Annotated in this window: 16 protein-coding genes; 3 read left to right on the top strand and 13 right to left on the bottom strand. The window is 43.4% G+C overall.

All coding sequences use genetic code 11. The features are described 5' to 3' along the window. The first annotated feature begins 361 nt into the window (after window positions 1-361). Window positions 362-1,120, top strand: coding sequence for an osmolarity response regulator transcription factor OmpR (ompR, locus tag AC2FA3_RS06305; RefSeq protein ID WP_149490397.1), 759 nt, complete (start codon window positions 362-364; stop codon window positions 1,118-1,120). A gap of 91 nt (window positions 1,121-1,211) precedes the next feature. Here the strand turns inward: ompR and AC2FA3_RS06300 are convergent, their stop codons facing one another. The 4 genes from AC2FA3_RS06300 to ubiG all read right to left on the bottom strand — a co-directional run bounded on the left by AC2FA3_RS06300 (window position 1,212) and on the right by ubiG (window position 4,221). Beyond that, window positions 1,212-1,478, bottom strand: coding sequence for a DksA/TraR family C4-type zinc finger protein (locus AC2FA3_RS06300; RefSeq protein ID WP_490508843.1), 267 nt, complete (start codon window positions 1,476-1,478; stop codon window positions 1,212-1,214). A gap of 157 nt (window positions 1,479-1,635) precedes the next feature. Continuing rightward, complete coding sequence (locus AC2FA3_RS06295; RefSeq protein ID WP_490508842.1) at window positions 1,636-2,472, bottom strand: YciK family oxidoreductase; 837 nt, start codon at window positions 2,470-2,472, stop codon at window positions 1,636-1,638. Between the two features lie 89 nt (window positions 2,473-2,561). Then, complete coding sequence (locus AC2FA3_RS06290; protein ID WP_490508841.1) at window positions 2,562-3,272, bottom strand: HAD family hydrolase; 711 nt, start codon at window positions 3,270-3,272, stop codon at window positions 2,562-2,564. Window positions 3,273-3,333: 61 nt separating this feature from the next. Beyond that, window positions 3,334-4,221, bottom strand: a complete 888-nt coding sequence (gene ubiG / locus AC2FA3_RS06285; protein WP_490508839.1) for a bifunctional 2-polyprenyl-6-hydroxyphenol methylase/3-demethylubiquinol 3-O-methyltransferase UbiG — start codon at window positions 4,219-4,221, stop codon at window positions 3,334-3,336. Between the two features lie 540 nt (window positions 4,222-4,761). Between ubiG and AC2FA3_RS06280 the strand changes: the two genes are divergently transcribed. Continuing rightward, window positions 4,762-5,382: a thiol:disulfide interchange protein DsbA/DsbL gene (locus tag AC2FA3_RS06280; protein ID WP_490508838.1), complete on the top strand. Its 621-nt coding sequence runs from the start codon at window positions 4,762-4,764 to the stop codon at window positions 5,380-5,382. A 167-nt stretch (window positions 5,383-5,549) separates the two neighbouring features. Here AC2FA3_RS06280 and yjgA read toward each other — a convergent pair whose 3' ends face one another. The 8 genes from yjgA to mazG form a co-directional block, all read right to left on the bottom strand. Next, window positions 5,550-6,062, bottom strand: coding sequence for a ribosome biogenesis factor YjgA (gene yjgA, locus AC2FA3_RS06275; protein WP_201545263.1), 513 nt, complete (start codon window positions 6,060-6,062; stop codon window positions 5,550-5,552). Window positions 6,063-6,173: 111 nt separating this feature from the next. After that, on the bottom strand, window positions 6,174-7,193 hold the full coding sequence (gene rapZ, locus AC2FA3_RS06270; protein ID WP_490508836.1) for an RNase adapter RapZ: 1,020 nt from the start codon (window positions 7,191-7,193) through the stop codon (window positions 6,174-6,176). A gap of 43 nt (window positions 7,194-7,236) precedes the next feature. Next, window positions 7,237-8,136 carry a pantoate--beta-alanine ligase gene (panC, locus tag AC2FA3_RS06265; RefSeq protein ID WP_490508834.1) on the bottom strand — a complete coding sequence of 300 codons (900 nt, stop codon included), beginning with the start codon at window positions 8,134-8,136 and terminating at the stop codon, window positions 7,237-7,239. Between the two features lie 121 nt (window positions 8,137-8,257). Continuing rightward, on the bottom strand, window positions 8,258-9,058 hold the full coding sequence (gene panB / locus AC2FA3_RS06260) for a 3-methyl-2-oxobutanoate hydroxymethyltransferase (RefSeq protein WP_490508832.1): 801 nt from the start codon (window positions 9,056-9,058) through the stop codon (window positions 8,258-8,260). Between the two features lie 106 nt (window positions 9,059-9,164). After that, window positions 9,165-9,713, bottom strand: coding sequence for a 2-amino-4-hydroxy-6-hydroxymethyldihydropteridine diphosphokinase (folK, locus tag AC2FA3_RS06255; RefSeq protein ID WP_490508830.1), 549 nt, complete (start codon window positions 9,711-9,713; stop codon window positions 9,165-9,167). Window positions 9,714-9,747: 34 nt separating this feature from the next. Further along, window positions 9,748-12,036: a polynucleotide adenylyltransferase PcnB gene (gene pcnB / locus AC2FA3_RS06250; protein ID WP_490508829.1), complete on the bottom strand. Its 2,289-nt coding sequence runs from the start codon at window positions 12,034-12,036 to the stop codon at window positions 9,748-9,750. Window positions 12,037-12,213: 177 nt separating this feature from the next. Then, a complete protein-coding gene (locus tag AC2FA3_RS06245; RefSeq protein WP_490508828.1) occupies window positions 12,214-12,516 on the bottom strand; it encodes a ComEA family DNA-binding protein in 303 nt (100 codons plus the stop codon). 76 nt (window positions 12,517-12,592) lie between these two features. Further along, window positions 12,593-13,489, bottom strand: coding sequence for a nucleoside triphosphate pyrophosphohydrolase (gene mazG, locus AC2FA3_RS06240; RefSeq protein ID WP_490508827.1), 897 nt, complete (start codon window positions 13,487-13,489; stop codon window positions 12,593-12,595). A 155-nt stretch (window positions 13,490-13,644) separates the two neighbouring features. Here mazG and AC2FA3_RS06235 point away from each other — a divergent pair, with 155 nt between their 5' ends. After that, window positions 13,645-15,141: a phosphohexomutase domain-containing protein gene (locus AC2FA3_RS06235; protein ID WP_490508826.1), complete on the top strand. Its 1,497-nt coding sequence runs from the start codon at window positions 13,645-13,647 to the stop codon at window positions 15,139-15,141. 145 nt (window positions 15,142-15,286) lie between these two features. Here the strand turns inward: AC2FA3_RS06235 and AC2FA3_RS06230 are convergent, their stop codons facing one another. Continuing rightward, a complete protein-coding gene (locus tag AC2FA3_RS06230) occupies window positions 15,287-16,666 on the bottom strand; it encodes a hypothetical protein (RefSeq protein WP_490508825.1) in 1,380 nt (459 codons plus the stop codon). Window positions 16,667-16,673: the final 7 nt, after the last annotated feature.

Genomic DNA, 16,673 nt, shown 5'->3' with positions numbered 1-16,673 from the left:
GGCAAAAATCGTCTCATATCGTCCGTTCCCGCGCCTTGTTAAACAAACGCATACAGCATTTATCCGTATCAGTGATGCAATTGCGCCTGCAATCTTATACACTAAAGTATCAAGGGCATAAATATGGCTCAGTACTGCTACATTGAACAAAAGTCTCTATTTTTTATAGATTTTTTAGACAACTATATTTTTTTATGACAACGAATGCTTTGCTAATCATGATTTACTTATCAACGGAATGATCATTAAATAATAACAAAATTTTAAGTTATGTCTTTTAATGATATTTTTATAAACGGGTTTTACCAATAATTTTACTAAGAGTTTTGACTAATAATAATTTTTATAAGAGGATGACTGTATGACAGATAACAACAGCCCTGACACCCTAAACCAGCGCATTTTGGTCGTTGATGACGATGCACGCTTGCGCTCTTTATTACAACGCTTTCTAGAAGACGATGGTTTTGTCGTTCGTACGGCTCATGATGGCAATCAGATGGACAAATTGCTACAGCGTGAGCTGTTCTCATTGGTGGTTTTAGATTTGATGTTACCAGGCGAAGACGGTATCAGTATCTGTAAGCGTTTGCGTGAAGATAACGGTGATATTCCGATTATTATGTTGACTGCTAAAGGTGGCGACGCCGATCGTATCGCTGGACTTGAAGCAGGCGCTGATGATTATCTGCCAAAGCCCTTTAATCCAAAGGAGCTATTGGCCCGTATCAAAGCGGTGCTGCGCCGTCAAAATCGTGAGTTGCCGGGTGCGCCAAGTCATCAACTTGAAGTGGTTGAATTTGGACCATGGACGCTGGATTTATCGACTCGTACCCTTAAACGTGATGGCAATGTGGTTACTTTAACGACCGGTGAATTCTCGGTATTAAAAGCCTTGGTGCAACATCCACGTGAGCCGTTGACACGTGATAAATTGATGAATCTGGCCCGTGGTCGTGAATGGGGTGCGATGGAGCGTTCTATCGATGTGCAAGTATCACGCTTGCGGCGTTTAATTGAAGACAACCCTTCACAAGCGCGTTATATCCAAACCGTGTGGGGTGTAGGCTACGTATTCGTCCCTGACGAAGCAGAAGTAGAAGCTGCTAGAAACGAGTAAATTATTCTTTCAAATTATTTGACGATATAAAAACCCTGTCACTCATGTGCAGGGTTTTTTATTGGTCTAACTGATATTGTAAGACATAAAATCAACGTAATTGACTGTCTTTACTACCACGGCGATTAAATAGCTCAGTCGCCTTTGCTTCTTGCTCAAGCTCCGTTTGACAACTGACACAATGCTGCACGCCCAGCACGGCAATACGCCGCGCTTCTGGAATCGGGTTGCCACACTCATCGCAAAACTCAGCGCTTTTACCCGTTGGTAGCGCTCGCCGTGCGCGCTCTAACGCATCGTTGACAGTCGCATCCATCTGCTCATGCTCTGCCCCATCTCTTGACCAACCACCTGCCATAATCTCATCCTATTTTTATTAGTCATACTTAAAATTTTATAAAAGTCTTTAATAACAAATAGATGGGGTTATATGCCGCTTATTTCAATAAATAAGCGGTTTTATCAATGATAAAAATAGCTATGAAATTATTGCTCAATAGAACTGTAGATGAAGATTAGTCTTTTGGTTGGAGCTCAACCACTTGACCGCGTACGCCGATGCTTTCATCACTCATCAAAAACACATAACCGCCCATAATATCCTCAGGAGTTTTCAGGCTCATAGGATTTTCACCAGGAAAAGCATGGGCGCGCATATTGGTACGAGTGCCGCCGGGATTGATACAGTTAAAGCGCAAGTTAGTAGTATTTTGCGTTTCTTGGGTAAAGATATCGCTCATGCCTTCTACCGCTTGCTTGGACAGCGCATACGCGCCCCAAAACGCGCGAGGATGGGTGCCGACGCTACTAGAAGTAAAGACGATAGAACCATGCGCGGCGTCCTTAAGTAAAGGCAGCAGCGCTTGCGTGAGCATAAAGGTGGAAGTAAAATTGACCTTCATCACTTGAGCAAACATATCGACATCGTACATCTCAAGTGGCGTCAAGGTACCTAACATGCCCGCATTATGCAAAATACCATCAAGCTGACCGACTTCTTTAGCAATCAAATTCTCTAGTTTTTGCATCTCAGCATAGGTTGCGCCTTCCAAATTCATTGGTAACATGGCTGGCTGCTTGCCACCAAAGCTCTCAATTTCATCATAAACGTATTCAAGCTTGCTACTGGTACGTCCTAACAATAATACGGTCGCACCATAACGTGCATAGGTTAAGGCGGCGATACGCCCGATGCCATCACCTGCTCCCGTTACCAAGATAGTCTTACCATCTAAACAGTTATCAGGCGGCACAAAATTACGAATATCGTCGTGCGATAAAGATGGCACAGAAGATTGCGCTGCTGATTGCAGCTGTTGTTGGCTAGTAGGCTGATTAGTATTGTCACTCATGGCATTACTCACTGCTTATTATTTAATAGGTAGGGTGCTTAATAGCTATTTCGATAAATTATTGATTCGCTTTATAAGGCTTATTTGTTTTATAAATAGTCGAACTTGCCAGAAGAAAGTAATAACTTATTCAAGTCTGCAGGGGTTTCGGTAATATAGTCTGCGCCCCATTTCTTTAAGTTGTCTTGATCTTCAGGCGGAATATAGCCATAAGCGGCTAAGATAGTCGGCATACCCGCAGCCTTGCCCGCTTCGATATCGCGTATATGATCGCCGACATAAAGCACGCTTTCAGCGGCACCGCGAGGGATAGCAAGTTTTTCTAGCGCTACATACATCGGTTCTGGATCGGGTTTAGAACGCGATACGTCATCCGGACACACTAGCACCGCACAGCGCTCATCTAATTGCATTTTTTCTAGCAGCAGCTCAGCAAGATAACGCGGCTTATTGGTGACGATGCCCCATGGCACGCCTTTTTCTTCTAATACGCGCAGCACCTCTTCAAGCTCATTAAAAACACAACTATCAACACATATATCCGCTTCATAATCGTCTAAGAACTGCTGACGAAACGCAAGCAACTCAGGTTCGCTGACCTCAAGTTGGTCATTATGATGCAGCATCAGTTTTACCATTGCCGTGGCACCAGCAGAAACTTGCTCACGAATTTCGGCTTCAGGTGGCGCTCGCCAATCATTTTCACTGCTCATTTTACCAATAATGCGCACGAAGTCGGCGGCAGTATCGATTAATGTGCCATCAAGGTCAAACAAGACAGCTTTTACAAATTGGCTCATAACAGGCGCTCTTAATAATAATTTAAAAAGTGGTCAGATAGGAATACTTATAAAAGACGATTTATGCCAGTGGTTTTTTTACCGCCATCATATAATTAACATCAACGTTTTGTGCCAACCAATAGCGCTTGGTCAATGGATTATAATGCAGACCGATGATGTCTTGACGGGTAAAACCTGCATTGACCGCCATTTTATCTAACTCAGCTGGAGTGATAAATTTGGCGTAATCATGAGTACCGCGATCAAGCAAGCGCAATACATACTCTGCCCCAACGATGGCAAACAGGTATGATTTAGGATTGCGGTTAATCGTTGATAGCACACAAACGCCGCCCGGCGCTAACAGCGCAAAGCACGCCTCAACGATAGCAGTGGGGTCTGGCACATGCTCAAGCATCTCCATACAGGTCACGACATCGAACTGACCGGCATGGGTTGCAGCTAATTGCTCAATAGGAATATGTTGATAACGCAAAGTGTCATTTAAGTTGCTTTGCTCAGCATGTAAGGCCGCTGCTTTGAGGTTTTTGGTGCCGAGGTCGATACCAGTGACATCAGCGCCGCGGCGTGCCATTGATTCTGACAAGATACCGCCGCCGCAACCGACGTCAAGGACTTTTTTACCCGCCAAGCCCATCTCTGCCGTTTTACTGCTATCGGCACTCATAAAGCCGCGCTTGACGTTTTCTTCTATCCAGTTAAGACGTAGCGGATTGATTTCGTGTAAGGTGGCAAAAGCACCGGTTTTATTCCACCATTCGCTCGCCAAGTTATTGAATTTTTCTACTTCACTGGCATCGACGTTGATAGCCGTGTTTTGGTCAAATTGGCTAGCAGCATTGTCAACATTGCCAATATCGTTGGTGTTATTAGCATCGATATCATTGTTCATAGGATTGTTTTCTTGATGATTCACAGGCTGGGCAGAAGATGAAGATTGGCTCATAGAATTTTTCCTTTATGGGTATTATAATTATTATCGTGCAGAGTTATGATGATAGGCTCAATATTAGCATGAGAGCGGCAACTTTGTCGTCAGTACATCGTCACCGACTGTGAATCGTTTAGACATAAGCAAGGTTTTATCAACTACTTAAGTAGCACTATTATTAAGCGTCAGAATTTTATAAGAGCAAGAAAAAAATAGCTTTGCTGTTTTTGACGTTTCTAGAAAGGCTTTAATTAATGGCTTCAATTAACGACTCTACACATGATAAAACTTAATAAGCTTCAACTTAAAAATGATAAGTAAGCTACCTTAAATAATAGCTCACAGCTTTACAACCGTTAGTTAAGAATCGGGTTCACAACTATGGGCATTTTACGCTATTATAGGCAGTACTCTGTTGTAGGTAGATTTAACGAGATCGATTTAAGCGACGTATTGCCGCCGATTTACGTTGAAACCTATATCAATACGCTAAAAACTGCTGAATCAAGACGTCTAAACCAAACATTCCAAATTTTGACACCTCAAGGAACAAGTATGAAACGTATCATCGCATTGACTGGTCTGGCTTGTGCTATTGGGCTTGCCAATATGGGCGCTCAAGCCGCCAACTATGTCGCAGGAAAAGACTACCGCGTGCTCGACAACCCAGAAAAAATCAGCGGTGATGCTATCATTGTGCGTGAATTTTTCTGGTATGGCTGCCCGCATTGTAACGTCTTAAATCCGCATATGGAAAAATGGGCAAAAAACAAAGATAAAGACGTAGCCTTCTTTAAAACTCCAGCAGCGCTTAACCCAGTTTGGGAAGCCAGTGCCCGTGGTTTCTATGCGGCTCAGTTACTAGGTTATGAAAACAAAACCCATGATGCGCTATTTGATGCGGTGCATAAAGATGGCAAGCAATTATTTGACCAAGCGTCACTGAGCAAATGGTATGCGTCTAAAGGCGTGAATGAAAAGAAATTTAACAGCCTATATAACTCATTTGCGGTTGGGACAAAAATAGGCCGCTCACAAGCAGGCGCTAAGCGTTATCAGCTCTCAGGTGTACCAGCGGTTGTCGTACAAGGTAAGTATGTGGTCACTGGTGAAAGCGCCACTGTCCCTAAAGTAGTAGATTATTTGGTTGATAAAGTACGCGCAGAGAAAAAATAGCGTTAGTATTTTTAGAAAAACCTAGATTAACACACCAAGTGCAACGCTATTTCTGATCAATTAAAAAAGCCAATCTTTACTGATTGGCTTTTTTGTATTTTAGTGTTCTATCTTTAGTGTTTTATGGGTAAGCACTAGCCAACTTTGCTAGCCCATATCTATTATCGCTATTTTTTTAGATTCGTTAAAATAGCGACTTCACGTATATAACTGGCCAAATCTGCTTTTGATTCTGCCATTAGCTCCTCATCGTTGGTATGCTTAGCGTACTCAATCCAAAGCAATAGCTGATACATACTATGCTGCTCAGAGGCTTTATATTGTTTGACGAACTGCTTAAGCGTACCTTCGTCGTTGATATTTAAGCGCTCAGACCAGCTCTCTATTTTAGAAACTTGCTCTTTAGGAAAATATGCATCAAATAATGCTTTTATCAGTTCATGGCGATTTTCTTCAATCATAAGCTTGCCAACACGTTTGGTCTGGCGATTGCGAGCATTAGCGCTCGTGATATCGGCAAGCGCCATTAATTCCGCCATAAAATAATCGCTAGCGGGTAAGGCTTTAAGTTGTTTTTTCGATAAGCTGGCAAGCGGTATCGACAACTGTTGCAGGCGCTCATGAGCTTTTTTGAGCTCTGTGCGCGAGACGCGCATATCTTGTTCTGACCAGTCAATCATAAAAGCTTTCCATGTTTCGAGATAATAAATAATAGATAGTAAATCATAAATTTAATAGCATTTTTGCCATTTATACGTTGTAGCTTATGAATTTTAGCTACAAAGAAAGCACTACCAACGATGCTTTTCGCGGTGCTTGGCTGCTACGGTCAACCCTTTGGGCAAGCTGGCGGTCAGCTTATCTTGTAAATGCTTAGTAATAAATACCGAGCGATGTTTACCACCGGTACAGCCAATAGCGACCGTGACCGTATGGCGATTATTATGTAAAAAATCGGGCAACCAACGATTGAGAAATTTTGCAATATCTTCGGTCATCTCAGATACTTCTGGATAGTCAGCAAAAAAATCAGCAACCTCAGCGTCAAGACCGGTTGCGGCTCGTAACGTTGGGTTCCAATGCGGATTGGGCAAAATACGCACATCAAATACAAAGTCTGCATCGATTGGGCTGCCGTATTTAAAGCCAAACGATAGTAAGTTAATCACTATTTGATTATCGACCCCAACATAATCACGCAAGCGCTCTTTCAACTGATGAATATTCAGCATAGTGGTATCAATTTTGACATCCGCTTGCTTAAATATCGGCTGCAAAAGCTGAATCTCTCTTTCGATCGCCGCTGGTAAATTATAAGCGGTATTTTCTACGCCTTTGGTATCTTGCACCATAAGCGGATGAATGCGGCGGGTGGCGTTAAAGCGCGCCACCAAGGTTTCTTCTTGCGCCGTCACATATACCACGGTGACCACGTCTTCGCCATATCTCTGCTTTAACGCTTCATGTGTTTCATCGAAATTGGACAAGTCCGCACGCGGGGTGCGAATATCGACACCCAAGGCGATGCGTTTAATCCCACTATCACAAACCAGTTTCTGCGCCGCGTCAGGAACCAATGACAAGGGCAGATTATCGATAGAATAATAACCCAAATCTTCTAAAATATTAAGTACTGAGGTTTTACCCGAACCTGAGCGCCCTGACACCACCAAGATACTTAACCTATCTTTATTTTCTGCGTTAGCGATCATAGGCTTTATTAAATTACCATTTAGTTTAGCTTTCTCATTATGCGGCTGTGCTTTATCATTACTTGCTTTAGCTTGTTTGTCGTCCTTACTTGCACTCATGATCCGTCATCCTAATAATTGCGTCTGGCGAATTACTCTATTATTACGGCAGCTTTACCGTCACTAACTGATTGTCTAATAAACGTGCACGGCCCAACCAAGCAGCCACTAAAATCACCAAATCCTGTTGATCTTTATCTGAACTTGCATGCAATCCGGTTGCATTTAAAGAATCTAGCTGAGCCGTTTTCACTTCTAAATAATCAATCTTAAAGCCCGCATTAGTGATGCTTGTCCGCGTCTCTATTAATAAAGGCTCAAGCCCTTGTTCGAGATGCTGACCATGCATCAGCTGCTCAGCTAAACGTTGTAATTTTTGGTGTAGCACTGGAGCAGTATTGCGCTCAGCTTCAGTTAGATATTGATTGCGCGAAGACAATGCTAGACCATCAGCAGCGCGTACGATAGGCGCGCCTATAATTTCAATCGGATAGCTTAAATCACGCACGATTTGCTGGATAATAGCCAACTGCTGATAGTCTTTTTGGCCAAATACGGCTACTTCAGGCTGGACGATGTTAAAGAGCTTAGATACAACGATGCCGACACCATCAAAGTGATTAGGGCGCGATCGACCACATAGCTGGGTGGTGATTTCTCCCGCTCGCACCGACGTTGGTGGCGGTAATACCGGATACATCTCATCAATGCTTGGGGCAAATACATAGTCGGCATCAACAGTAGCAAGCTTGGCGACATCTGCATCTAAAGTGCGTGGATAACTATCAAAATCTTCGCCGATACCAAATTGAGTAGGATTGACAAAGATACTCACCACTACAATATCGGCATATTGCTTGGCAAGCTTTACCAGTTCAAGATGACCATCATGCAGATTGCCCATGGTTGGCACTAACGCAATACGCTGCTTGCTATCTTGCTGACCACGATAAGGGTTTAAGGCGGCGCGCAGGGTTGCGATTTGATGATGAATACTTGGCATGGTAAATACTCTTATCTTGATAGTCTTTTCTACTGATAATCTTCAAAATATTAAATTTAAAGCATTAAATTCAAAGCGCTAAATACTAAGTACAAAATTCAAAGTTTTAAATTAAAGACAACTAGCTAAATTGATGCTGCTCAGTCGGGAAGCTACCGTCGCGTACCGCTTGCTGATACAGAGCAAAAGCGCCTTCAATACTACGCTTGCTATTACGCTCATCGGTCAAAAAGTCATGGACAAAGCGCGGTACACGACCATGCACCATACCCAGCATGTCATGCATGACTAAGACTTGACCATCAGTATCAGCACCAGCACCAATACCAATGACCGGCACGGCAACCGCTTCGGTCACGGCTTTAGCAAGCTCAGCAGGTACGCATTCCAATACCAAAAGTGCCGCACCAGCAGCAACCACCGCTTTGGCATCAGCAAGTAGCTTATGGGCCGCCTCGTCACCACGTCCTTGGATTTTATAACCGCCAAAGACATTGACTGATTGCGGTGTCAGTCCTAAATGTACACAAGTGGGCGTACCTGCTTGCGCCAAAGTCGTGACTAGCTCGCAAAGCTCACTGCCGCCTTCAATTTTAATTACATGCGCGCCAGCCTGCATCAATTTACGGCTATTAGCTACGGCTTCTGGCAGCGTCACATAACTCATAAACGGCAAATCGGCTAAAATCAGTGCATGCTTATTACTACGGGCAATATTGGCCGTATGATAAGCCATATCATCGACGCTGACAGGCAGGGTTGAATCATGACCTTGCACCACCATGCCCAAACTATCACCAATCAAAATCGTATCGATTTGTGCTTTATCCATCATGCGCGCGAACATCGCGTCATAACAGGTCAGACAGGTAAATTTAGTGCCGTCTTTTTTAAATTTATTTAAAGTCGATAACGTCGTCATATCGCTATATCATCCTCAATGCTTTCAATCATTAATACGTTTAAAAGTCAATGACTGGTAATGCTGCTAAATGCCAATTTACTGCTACTTTTTAATCAACAATGCATCAATCATTTGATAGCAATTTTAATCCTGTCCAATCGTTACTCAGCGGATAATCCGTAATTGGTTTACCTGCAATAATCAACTCTGGCGCTAACTCTCGCAGCGGTACCAAAACAAAATTGCGTTCAGATAATCCAGCATGCGGTACCGTTAATTGCGTCTCTGATATTTGCACGTCACCATATAATAAAATATCGACATCAAGGCTACGTTCACCCCAACGTCGAACTCTTTCACGTTTAGCTTGTAGCTCTAACGCTTGGCAAAAATTAAGCAGCTCAAATGCAGTGAGAATAGTCTCAAAACCTGCGACCGCATTTATGAAATCTGGTTGGTCCTGAGGCCCCATCGGCGCGGAAGCGTAGAAAGAAGACACCCGTACCGCGCGTATCTGCTCATTTCCTTGCATAGCGGCAATGGCTTGCTGCAGGTGCTCTACAGGCTTACCCAGCTCATTTTTCAGATTGCTGCCTAAGCCTACATAGCAAGTAACCCAAGTCGCGTCAGCATAGCTCTCATTGTCAGCGCTAACATCAAAGTGCGTATTCATAGTTATCACTTTATTCTATTGTCCGCTCATAAACTTAAACGTTATTAACGCTTGGCTGACGACGGCGACGCTTCGATGGTACAGGGCCTTTTTGCTCATTCATTTTACTAGCAGCTGTTTGATGCTTAGCTGACTGACTTTGACTGGTCTGGCTCTTCGTATCTTGACTGGTTTTAGTAGGTTTGGCTGCTGAAGCTTTAGTTGCCTTCTTAGCTTTACTTTCAACGTCACTAGTTTCAGTTTTACTAACAGCGTCAGTCGCTAACTTCGGCGCTTTTTTTGCGTATCTCGCCGCTTTCTGCGCTTTGTTATCGACTGCTTTAGCCTCTACTACGCTATTGCTATCAGCTGAGCTATTTCCATTGTCATTTTCTACAACAGTAGGCTGACGACGGCGACGCTTATGCGGTATCGGCTCGTTATTCATACTGACAAGCGCCGGCGTTCTGGCTACCGTGCGCGTAGCATACTCTGTCGTATGCGCTTTAGCAGAAGCTGAGTCAGTACTAACATTGACATCAGCTTGCTTTGACTTTGTATGATGCTTTGCTGCTTGATTATCAGACTGCTCTTTAGGCGCTGCGTTGTCAGTAACGGTGTTTTTTTCTACAAACGCTTGGCTAGCCAGTTTAGATTTAGAAGGCGACTTAGATGACGATTGCGACTGTGCATCACTTGGCAATTGCTTGCGTAATGGCGGAACAACACTCTCATGCTCTATGACAAATAACGGTGCAGGCTTAGCATGGTGGCGTCTATTTGCCGCTTGATGACCAGTATTCGCAAGGGATAACTGTTGCAACTGCGCAAGCTCATTATTATCTTGTGTTGCTTGCTGCTTATCATAGCTATTATTACGACTATGATTATTGACACTGTTATTAACATGCTGAACAGCAGACTGGCTGGCAGCGCGGCGGCGACGTGATGGCACGTTTGAGGCATCATTAACCACTTGCTTGGTATGACCATTGCCGTTTACTTTATTTTGCTGATCGTTTTCTATGTGATTCACCTTGCCATTATCGTTCGAGGTTTGCGGTTTTTGACGATTACGCCCACGACCACGCTGCGCCTGCTTATAAGCACCGCGGCGAATGTTTTCATCAAAGTCATCAATCGCTTGATCCTGCTGCTGTTCGGTCAAGGTTTGATAGTTGTGCCACCACTCGCCCATACCATTGGTCGATTCTGATAGCGGATGTTCGGCATCGCCGCACTGCTCACGCAATAACAAGAAATCAAAACCAGCGCGGAAACGTGGGTGCTCAGAGAGCTGGACAATTTGTTTACTACGTGGCGCGGCCAATTTTGGCTGCAATATCCAAATATCACGAATAAACTGTTCGGCAAATTTTGGAATGGCAGTTTTAATACGCTGACGGTCAATAACTTTGCCCGCTGCATGCATTTGTGCATCCGCAAAAGGCATATTACGTTTTTTGGCTTTTTCTAATTGATGTAGGTAGTTTTCCCACAGTAACGCGGCGTAAAAGAAGGCAGGGTTGATACTTTTGCCAGCGCCGATACGTTTGTCGGTATTAATAGCGACTTGTTTAACTAAGGCACTTGGTTCAGCAGGCGGATAAATGATTAAACTATCAATCGCGCCAGACTCAAACAATAACGGCAATAATGGCACTAAATAGCCACCCGTAAACATCTTTTGCGTTTCATCATACAGACGATGCGGAGAGATCTGTTCAAGTAGCGCCCAATTACCATCATGGAACTGTGCGGCCAATTCGCTATCAAAATCAAAGCCAAGCTTGGCTTTAAAACGCAAGGCACGCAGCAATCTGACCGGATCTTCTTCGATACGAGTCGGCGCATTGCCTAATAAACGAATGATTTTATTATCGATATCTTCAAGTGCACCGCAAAAATCATGCACTACGCCTTTAAGTGGTTGATAATAAAGGGCATTGATAGAAAAGTCACGACGGGCAAAGTCTTGTTTTATATCGCCCCAGACATTGTCGCGCAGAATCATACCATCTTGATTGGTATTAGAATCGTTAAGTGGTGGTCCACGGAAGGTAGCCACTTCGATAAGCTCGCGCCCAGAGTAGACATGCGCCAATTGAAAACGGCGACCGATAATACGGCAGCGCTTGCCAAAGACGTCTTTAATCTCATGGGGCTTGGCATCAGTGACCGCATCAAAGTCTTTTGGACGCAGGCCTAGCAAGGTGTCGCGCACGCCGCCACCGACGATATAGGCATCAAACCCAGCTCGGGTTAGGGTTGCAATCACTTCGGTAATGGAATTTGGTAATTCAGATTTATTCAGTTCTAACTGCTTGGCGGCACGCTCGGCCATGCATCTACTCCTCGCCTTTATTCTTAACCACCTTTGACGAACACAGCGTCTATCAGGCGGATGTACCTGCTAGTTTAACAAATTTTGGCCATGGTGGGTGTGTTATGACATTTACTTACATGCTATTTTTTTAATATTGGGGTTAATTAATACAAAATATTGTGATTAATACCGTGATTAATCCTGCACGCTTAAACGTCTGCGATTCTTCGCAACGGTTTTTGCACCGATACCTTTTACCTTGGTTAATTCATCAACCGTCTTAAAGCCACCAAACATCTCACGATATAAAATAATTGCCTGTGCTTTACTGCTACCAACACCATCTAATGATACCAGCTCAGCTTCTGTCGCTCGATTGATGTTAATGCTGGTCTGCGTACGCGCTTGGCTTTGCGCTGCTTCTTGCGTCAATAGATAATTATAAGCGCTTTGGGCATTATCAAAACACGGCGCTGCAAAGACAGGATGAGATAGCATAAAAAATATGCCTACTAAAGAAATGACTGCATTTTTAAACAAATTAGCATGCTGCCATTTAATAAAAAGGCTCTTATTAGATGCGTTCATGCTGTTTCGCCGCTTCCCATAACGCATCCATCTCATGAATATCACTGTCTTCTAAACGCTTGCCAGCAGCAGCTAACTGGTCTTCAATATAGCCAAAGCGTGATTTAAATTTATGCACACAAGTTAAGGTTGCGGTTTCTGCATCGAGGTTCAATTTACGGGCGACGTTGACCAATGCAAACATGCAATCGCCAAGCTCTTTTTCAATGTCTCTGATGTTGGCCTTGCTTATGTTATATTTAGCAGCAGTTTTCGATTTATCGGTCAGCTCATTTTTTAGCTCGGCAATTTCTTCATCAAGTTTATCAAATGCTCCGCTCACCCCTTCCCAATCAAAACCCAATTTTGATGCTTGTTTTTGTAGATCCTGCGCTTGCATAAGTGCGCTACCCGCTTTGGTATTATCCAAACGACGTTTTGGTTTACCTCGTGCGGCGCGTTCTTGTTGCTCCTCCGCTTTAATCTCATCCCAGCGTTCTTTTACCGCGGCTTCATCTTGTAGCGTTTCTGTTTCAAACACATGCGGATGCCGGCGAATCAACTTTTCTTGTAAAGTGGTGATCACATCATTCATATCAAAGCGCCCTTGTTCAGCGTATATTTGACAATGAAAAACTACTTGCAGCAGTACATCGCCAAGCTCACCTTTGATGTCTTCATCATCATCACCTTGTACCGCCTCGCCGAGCTCATAGGCTTCTTCAATAGCATAAGGAATGAGACTATGATTGCTTTGCTTTTTATCCCACGGACAATCTGCTCGCAGCCGGGCCATTAAGGACAATAAATCCGCTAATTCACCATTAGCAACTGGCGTTCCTTGTACCGGTGTTGGTACTTTAACTTTACTTTCTAAGCTATTCATATTTTCTAGGCTACTCATAAAAAACACTCTTATACTTTTATTGGTGATTAAATAGAACCATATTAAGTTTATAACGATTTTGTCGTTAGTGTAGCATTGAACACTGATTGGCTTATAATTGGCTCACCTACTTAATTATCATCTCACTGCTCAAACGCGAGGATTTTATCGTTATGCCCATATCCGATACCAATAATGCCAGCTATAAGGCAACTCAAACTCATTTTTCGCCGATTAAAATTGATTCATTTAAAGCCTATGATATTCGCGGCGAGCTTGGGGTCAATCTAGACGAAGATATCGCCTACCGTATCGGCCGTGCTTTTGCGCAAATTTTATTCCAGCGTTATAACATTGCAGATAGTGATGCCGCCACTGAACTAAAAAACTTAAAACCAGCTATTGTCATCGGTAGCGATATTCGCCATTCAAGTGAGCAATTAAAACAAGCGACTATCACCGGTATGCTAGATGCCGGCGTCGACGTTATCGATTTGGGTATGACAGGTACGGAAGAGGTTTATTTTGCCACCAGTCATTATCAAGCATTAGGTGGTCTTGAAGTCACGGCAAGCCATAATCCGATTAATTATAATGGCTTAAAACTGGTCAAAGAGCACTCAAAACCGATTAGCGCCGATGATGGTTTGGCAGAGATTCAAGCGTTAGCAGAGTCTGGGCAATTTACTACTGATAACGTATCTGGCAAATTGCAGCTTTTGACCGATAAAAGCGCCTATATCAATCATGTGATAACTTTCGTTGATATTGATAAATTAAAGCCACTAAAGCTGGTGATTAATTCAGGTAATGGTAGCGCAGGTCCGGTAGTTGATTTATTAATCGATAAGTTAGCACAAGCTGGCGCGCCAATTGAAGTCATTAAACTGCATCATACGCCAGATGGCAGCTTTCCAAATGGCATTCCCAATCCGATGATTGAAGCCAATAGAGTCGCCACTCAGCAAGCTGTGTTAGCACATAAAGCCGACCTTGGGATTGCCTTTGATGGCGATTTTGATCGCTGCTTTTTATTTGATGAATACGGTGAATTTATCGATGGTAGCTATGTCGTCGGAATGCTGGCGCAAGCATTTTTAAACAAGTATGCAGGCGAGTCGATTGTTTATGATCCACGGGTAATTTATAACACCGAAGCGGTGATTACTGAGCATAACGGTAAGGCGGTCATCAGCAAGTCTGGGCATTCCTTTATCAAGCAGGTCATGCGTGATTCTGGCGCGGTTTATGGTGGCGAAATGTCAGCACATCATTATTTCCGCGATTTTTTCTACTGCGATAGCGGTATGATTCCTTGGCTGCTAACCATTGAATTATTATCGATTACTGGCAAGACGTTATCAGCATTGGTCAGCGGTTATATTGCAGCCTATCCAAGCTCAGGTGAGCTGAATTTTCATCTGACCACTCATGAGGCACCGACGATTATCAAAGCGATTGAAGCCAAGTTTAGCATCGAAAATCCAACTAAATCGATGCTTGATGGTTTGAGTTTGAACTTTGGCGAATGGCGTTTTAACTTACGTGCTTCCAATACAGAACCGTTAATTCGGTTAAATATTGAAAGTCGCGGGGATAAGGATTTACTACAGACCAAAACCCAAGAGATTCAACAATGGCTTGCCCGTCAAGGTGCTGTATCTGCTTAAATAGCTACAATGCTAAATAAAGACATTCTGAACTTATAAGAATAAAAAAAGCGCCGATTAATATAAAAATTAACCGGCGCTTTTATTTAGCTTTAGCCTAATAACTGTTTATATACTGAGCTTATTTTACACTTGATAGAAACCCTTACTTGGCGCGACCAATCCCCATATAGTCGCCGACCAAACCAGCAATCTGCGTTCGTGACAAGGCATTTTGCGCATCGAATACGGGCATCGCTTGCTCATTAAGCTTGGCAATATCTAGTCGATTCTCTGGCAACCAGCTGATAATAAAGATTGCCTGCGCCTCATTAAGCTGTTGATACGGACTGTTTATCAGTTCAAGTAATGGCTGCTTCTTATAAAGGGCTGCAAGCTCTGTTTGCGCTTTATCGCTATAAACCAACGTTCGAATATTATAAGACCATAATAATGCCAATAAAGGATGAATCGCTGATTCTGCCGTTCGTCCCGAGCCTGCCTTATAACTACCGCCCCAAATCATGACGGTTTTATTATCGATAAATCCGTCAAAATATTGCCAAAATTTGCGGAATATCAGCTCTTTTTGGTCTTCATTAATATGGATAACCGATTGCAATAGCGGCATGGCCAAACTCTGCGCTTGACTTGACTGCTGCAGCTGAACCAATTCCGTCGGTAGCGTATTACCGCCAAATCCCCAACCAGCTTGCAAATAGCTACTACCTACACGCTCATCGAGCCCCATTATATGGCTGACCTGCTGGATATCAACCTGATGACTGTCGGCCAAGCGCGACATCTCATTCATAAAGCTGACCCGCGTTGCGAGCATCGCCATGATACTACTACGAGCAAACTCTATTGTGGCAATATCGGCATGATACGTTGCACGCGCATGCTGCATCAATGGTTGTAGCAGATTTAGATGATGGCTACTGTTTGGCGTTTTTTCACCAAGCAACCATAACGACGGGTTTAACATCGAGCTATAAGCATCACCGTCTTTTAAAAATATGAAGGGTAAATAATATACCCAAGCGCGCTGCAAACGCTTGGATAATGAGGCAACCGACCCTAACTGTTTAATACCGCTCATTATGATTGGTAATGCTTGCTGATGACTATGATTAAAAGCAGTAATCCAGCTGTCTTCTAGCCATACTGAGCTAATACTGTCTAAAAATAACCAATATAGCGCTACTGGTTTTTTCTGGCCATTATCGCTCGCCACTTCATAACGCTGTATTAACTCATCAGCACTCTTTGGTAACGCATAGCTCATAATCTGTTGCTGCTGGTCATACATTTGCCAAAGCGCTTGCAGGTGATGCTCAAAGCCATACTGTTGTAACTGCTGCGACAATACGTCTTTATCGGCATAAAGATGAACCACATGACCGAGACTTGCCAGCACCACGGCACTGGTAATGGCTTCAATACTATGACCAACAAGGACGCAGACGCTAGCATTTATGGCAGCATTACTAAATGGCTTGGGTGCAGGTTCATGCTTATATTTATCTATGGCATCAGCGCTCATGAGTTTA

The organism is Janibacter sp. CoH_79_TC_3, from assembly GCF_058197955.1.
Note: the sequence above shows the minus strand (reverse complement) of the source record. Positions and strands in the feature narration are given on the sequence as shown.

What these genes read in the sequence shown, in the direction of transcription:
- AC2FA3_RS06295 (WP_490508842.1), bottom strand. Translation starts at nt 2,472, where the DNA reads ATGAGTGACAATACTAATCAGCCTACTAGCCAACAACAGCTGCAATCA.
- rapZ (WP_490508836.1), bottom strand. Translation starts at nt 7,193, where the DNA reads ATGAGTGCAAGTAAGGACGACAAACAAGCTAAAGCAAGTAATGATAAA.
- folK (WP_490508830.1), bottom strand. Translation starts at nt 9,713, where the DNA reads ATGAATACGCACTTTGATGTTAGCGCTGACAATGAGAGCTATGCTGAC.
- ompR (WP_149490397.1), top strand. Translation starts at nt 362, where the DNA reads ATGACAGATAACAACAGCCCTGACACCCTAAACCAGCGCATTTTGGTC.
- mazG (WP_490508827.1), bottom strand. Translation starts at nt 13,489, where the DNA reads ATGAGTAGCCTAGAAAATATGAATAGCTTAGAAAGTAAAGTTAAAGTA.
- AC2FA3_RS06235 (WP_490508826.1), top strand. Translation starts at nt 13,645, where the DNA reads ATGCCCATATCCGATACCAATAATGCCAGCTATAAGGCAACTCAAACT.
- AC2FA3_RS06300 (WP_490508843.1), bottom strand. Translation starts at nt 1,478, where the DNA reads ATGGCAGGTGGTTGGTCAAGAGATGGGGCAGAGCATGAGCAGATGGAT.
- AC2FA3_RS06230 (WP_490508825.1), bottom strand. Translation starts at nt 16,666, where the DNA reads ATGAGCGCTGATGCCATAGATAAATATAAGCATGAACCTGCACCCAAG.
- AC2FA3_RS06245 (WP_490508828.1), bottom strand. Translation starts at nt 12,516, where the DNA reads ATGCTATCTCATCCTGTCTTTGCAGCGCCGTGTTTTGATAATGCCCAA.
- AC2FA3_RS06290 (WP_490508841.1), bottom strand. Translation starts at nt 3,272, where the DNA reads ATGAGCCAATTTGTAAAAGCTGTCTTGTTTGACCTTGATGGCACATTA.
- pcnB (WP_490508829.1), bottom strand. Translation starts at nt 12,036, where the DNA reads ATGGCCGAGCGTGCCGCCAAGCAGTTAGAACTGAATAAATCTGAATTA.
- ubiG (WP_490508839.1), bottom strand. Translation starts at nt 4,221, where the DNA reads ATGAGCCAATCTTCATCTTCTGCCCAGCCTGTGAATCATCAAGAAAAC.
- AC2FA3_RS06280 (WP_490508838.1), top strand. Translation starts at nt 4,762, where the DNA reads ATGAAACGTATCATCGCATTGACTGGTCTGGCTTGTGCTATTGGGCTT.
- panC (WP_490508834.1), bottom strand. Translation starts at nt 8,136, where the DNA reads ATGCCAAGTATTCATCATCAAATCGCAACCCTGCGCGCCGCCTTAAAC.
- panB (WP_490508832.1), bottom strand. Translation starts at nt 9,058, where the DNA reads ATGACGACGTTATCGACTTTAAATAAATTTAAAAAAGACGGCACTAAA.
- yjgA (WP_201545263.1), bottom strand. Translation starts at nt 6,062, where the DNA reads ATGATTGACTGGTCAGAACAAGATATGCGCGTCTCGCGCACAGAGCTC.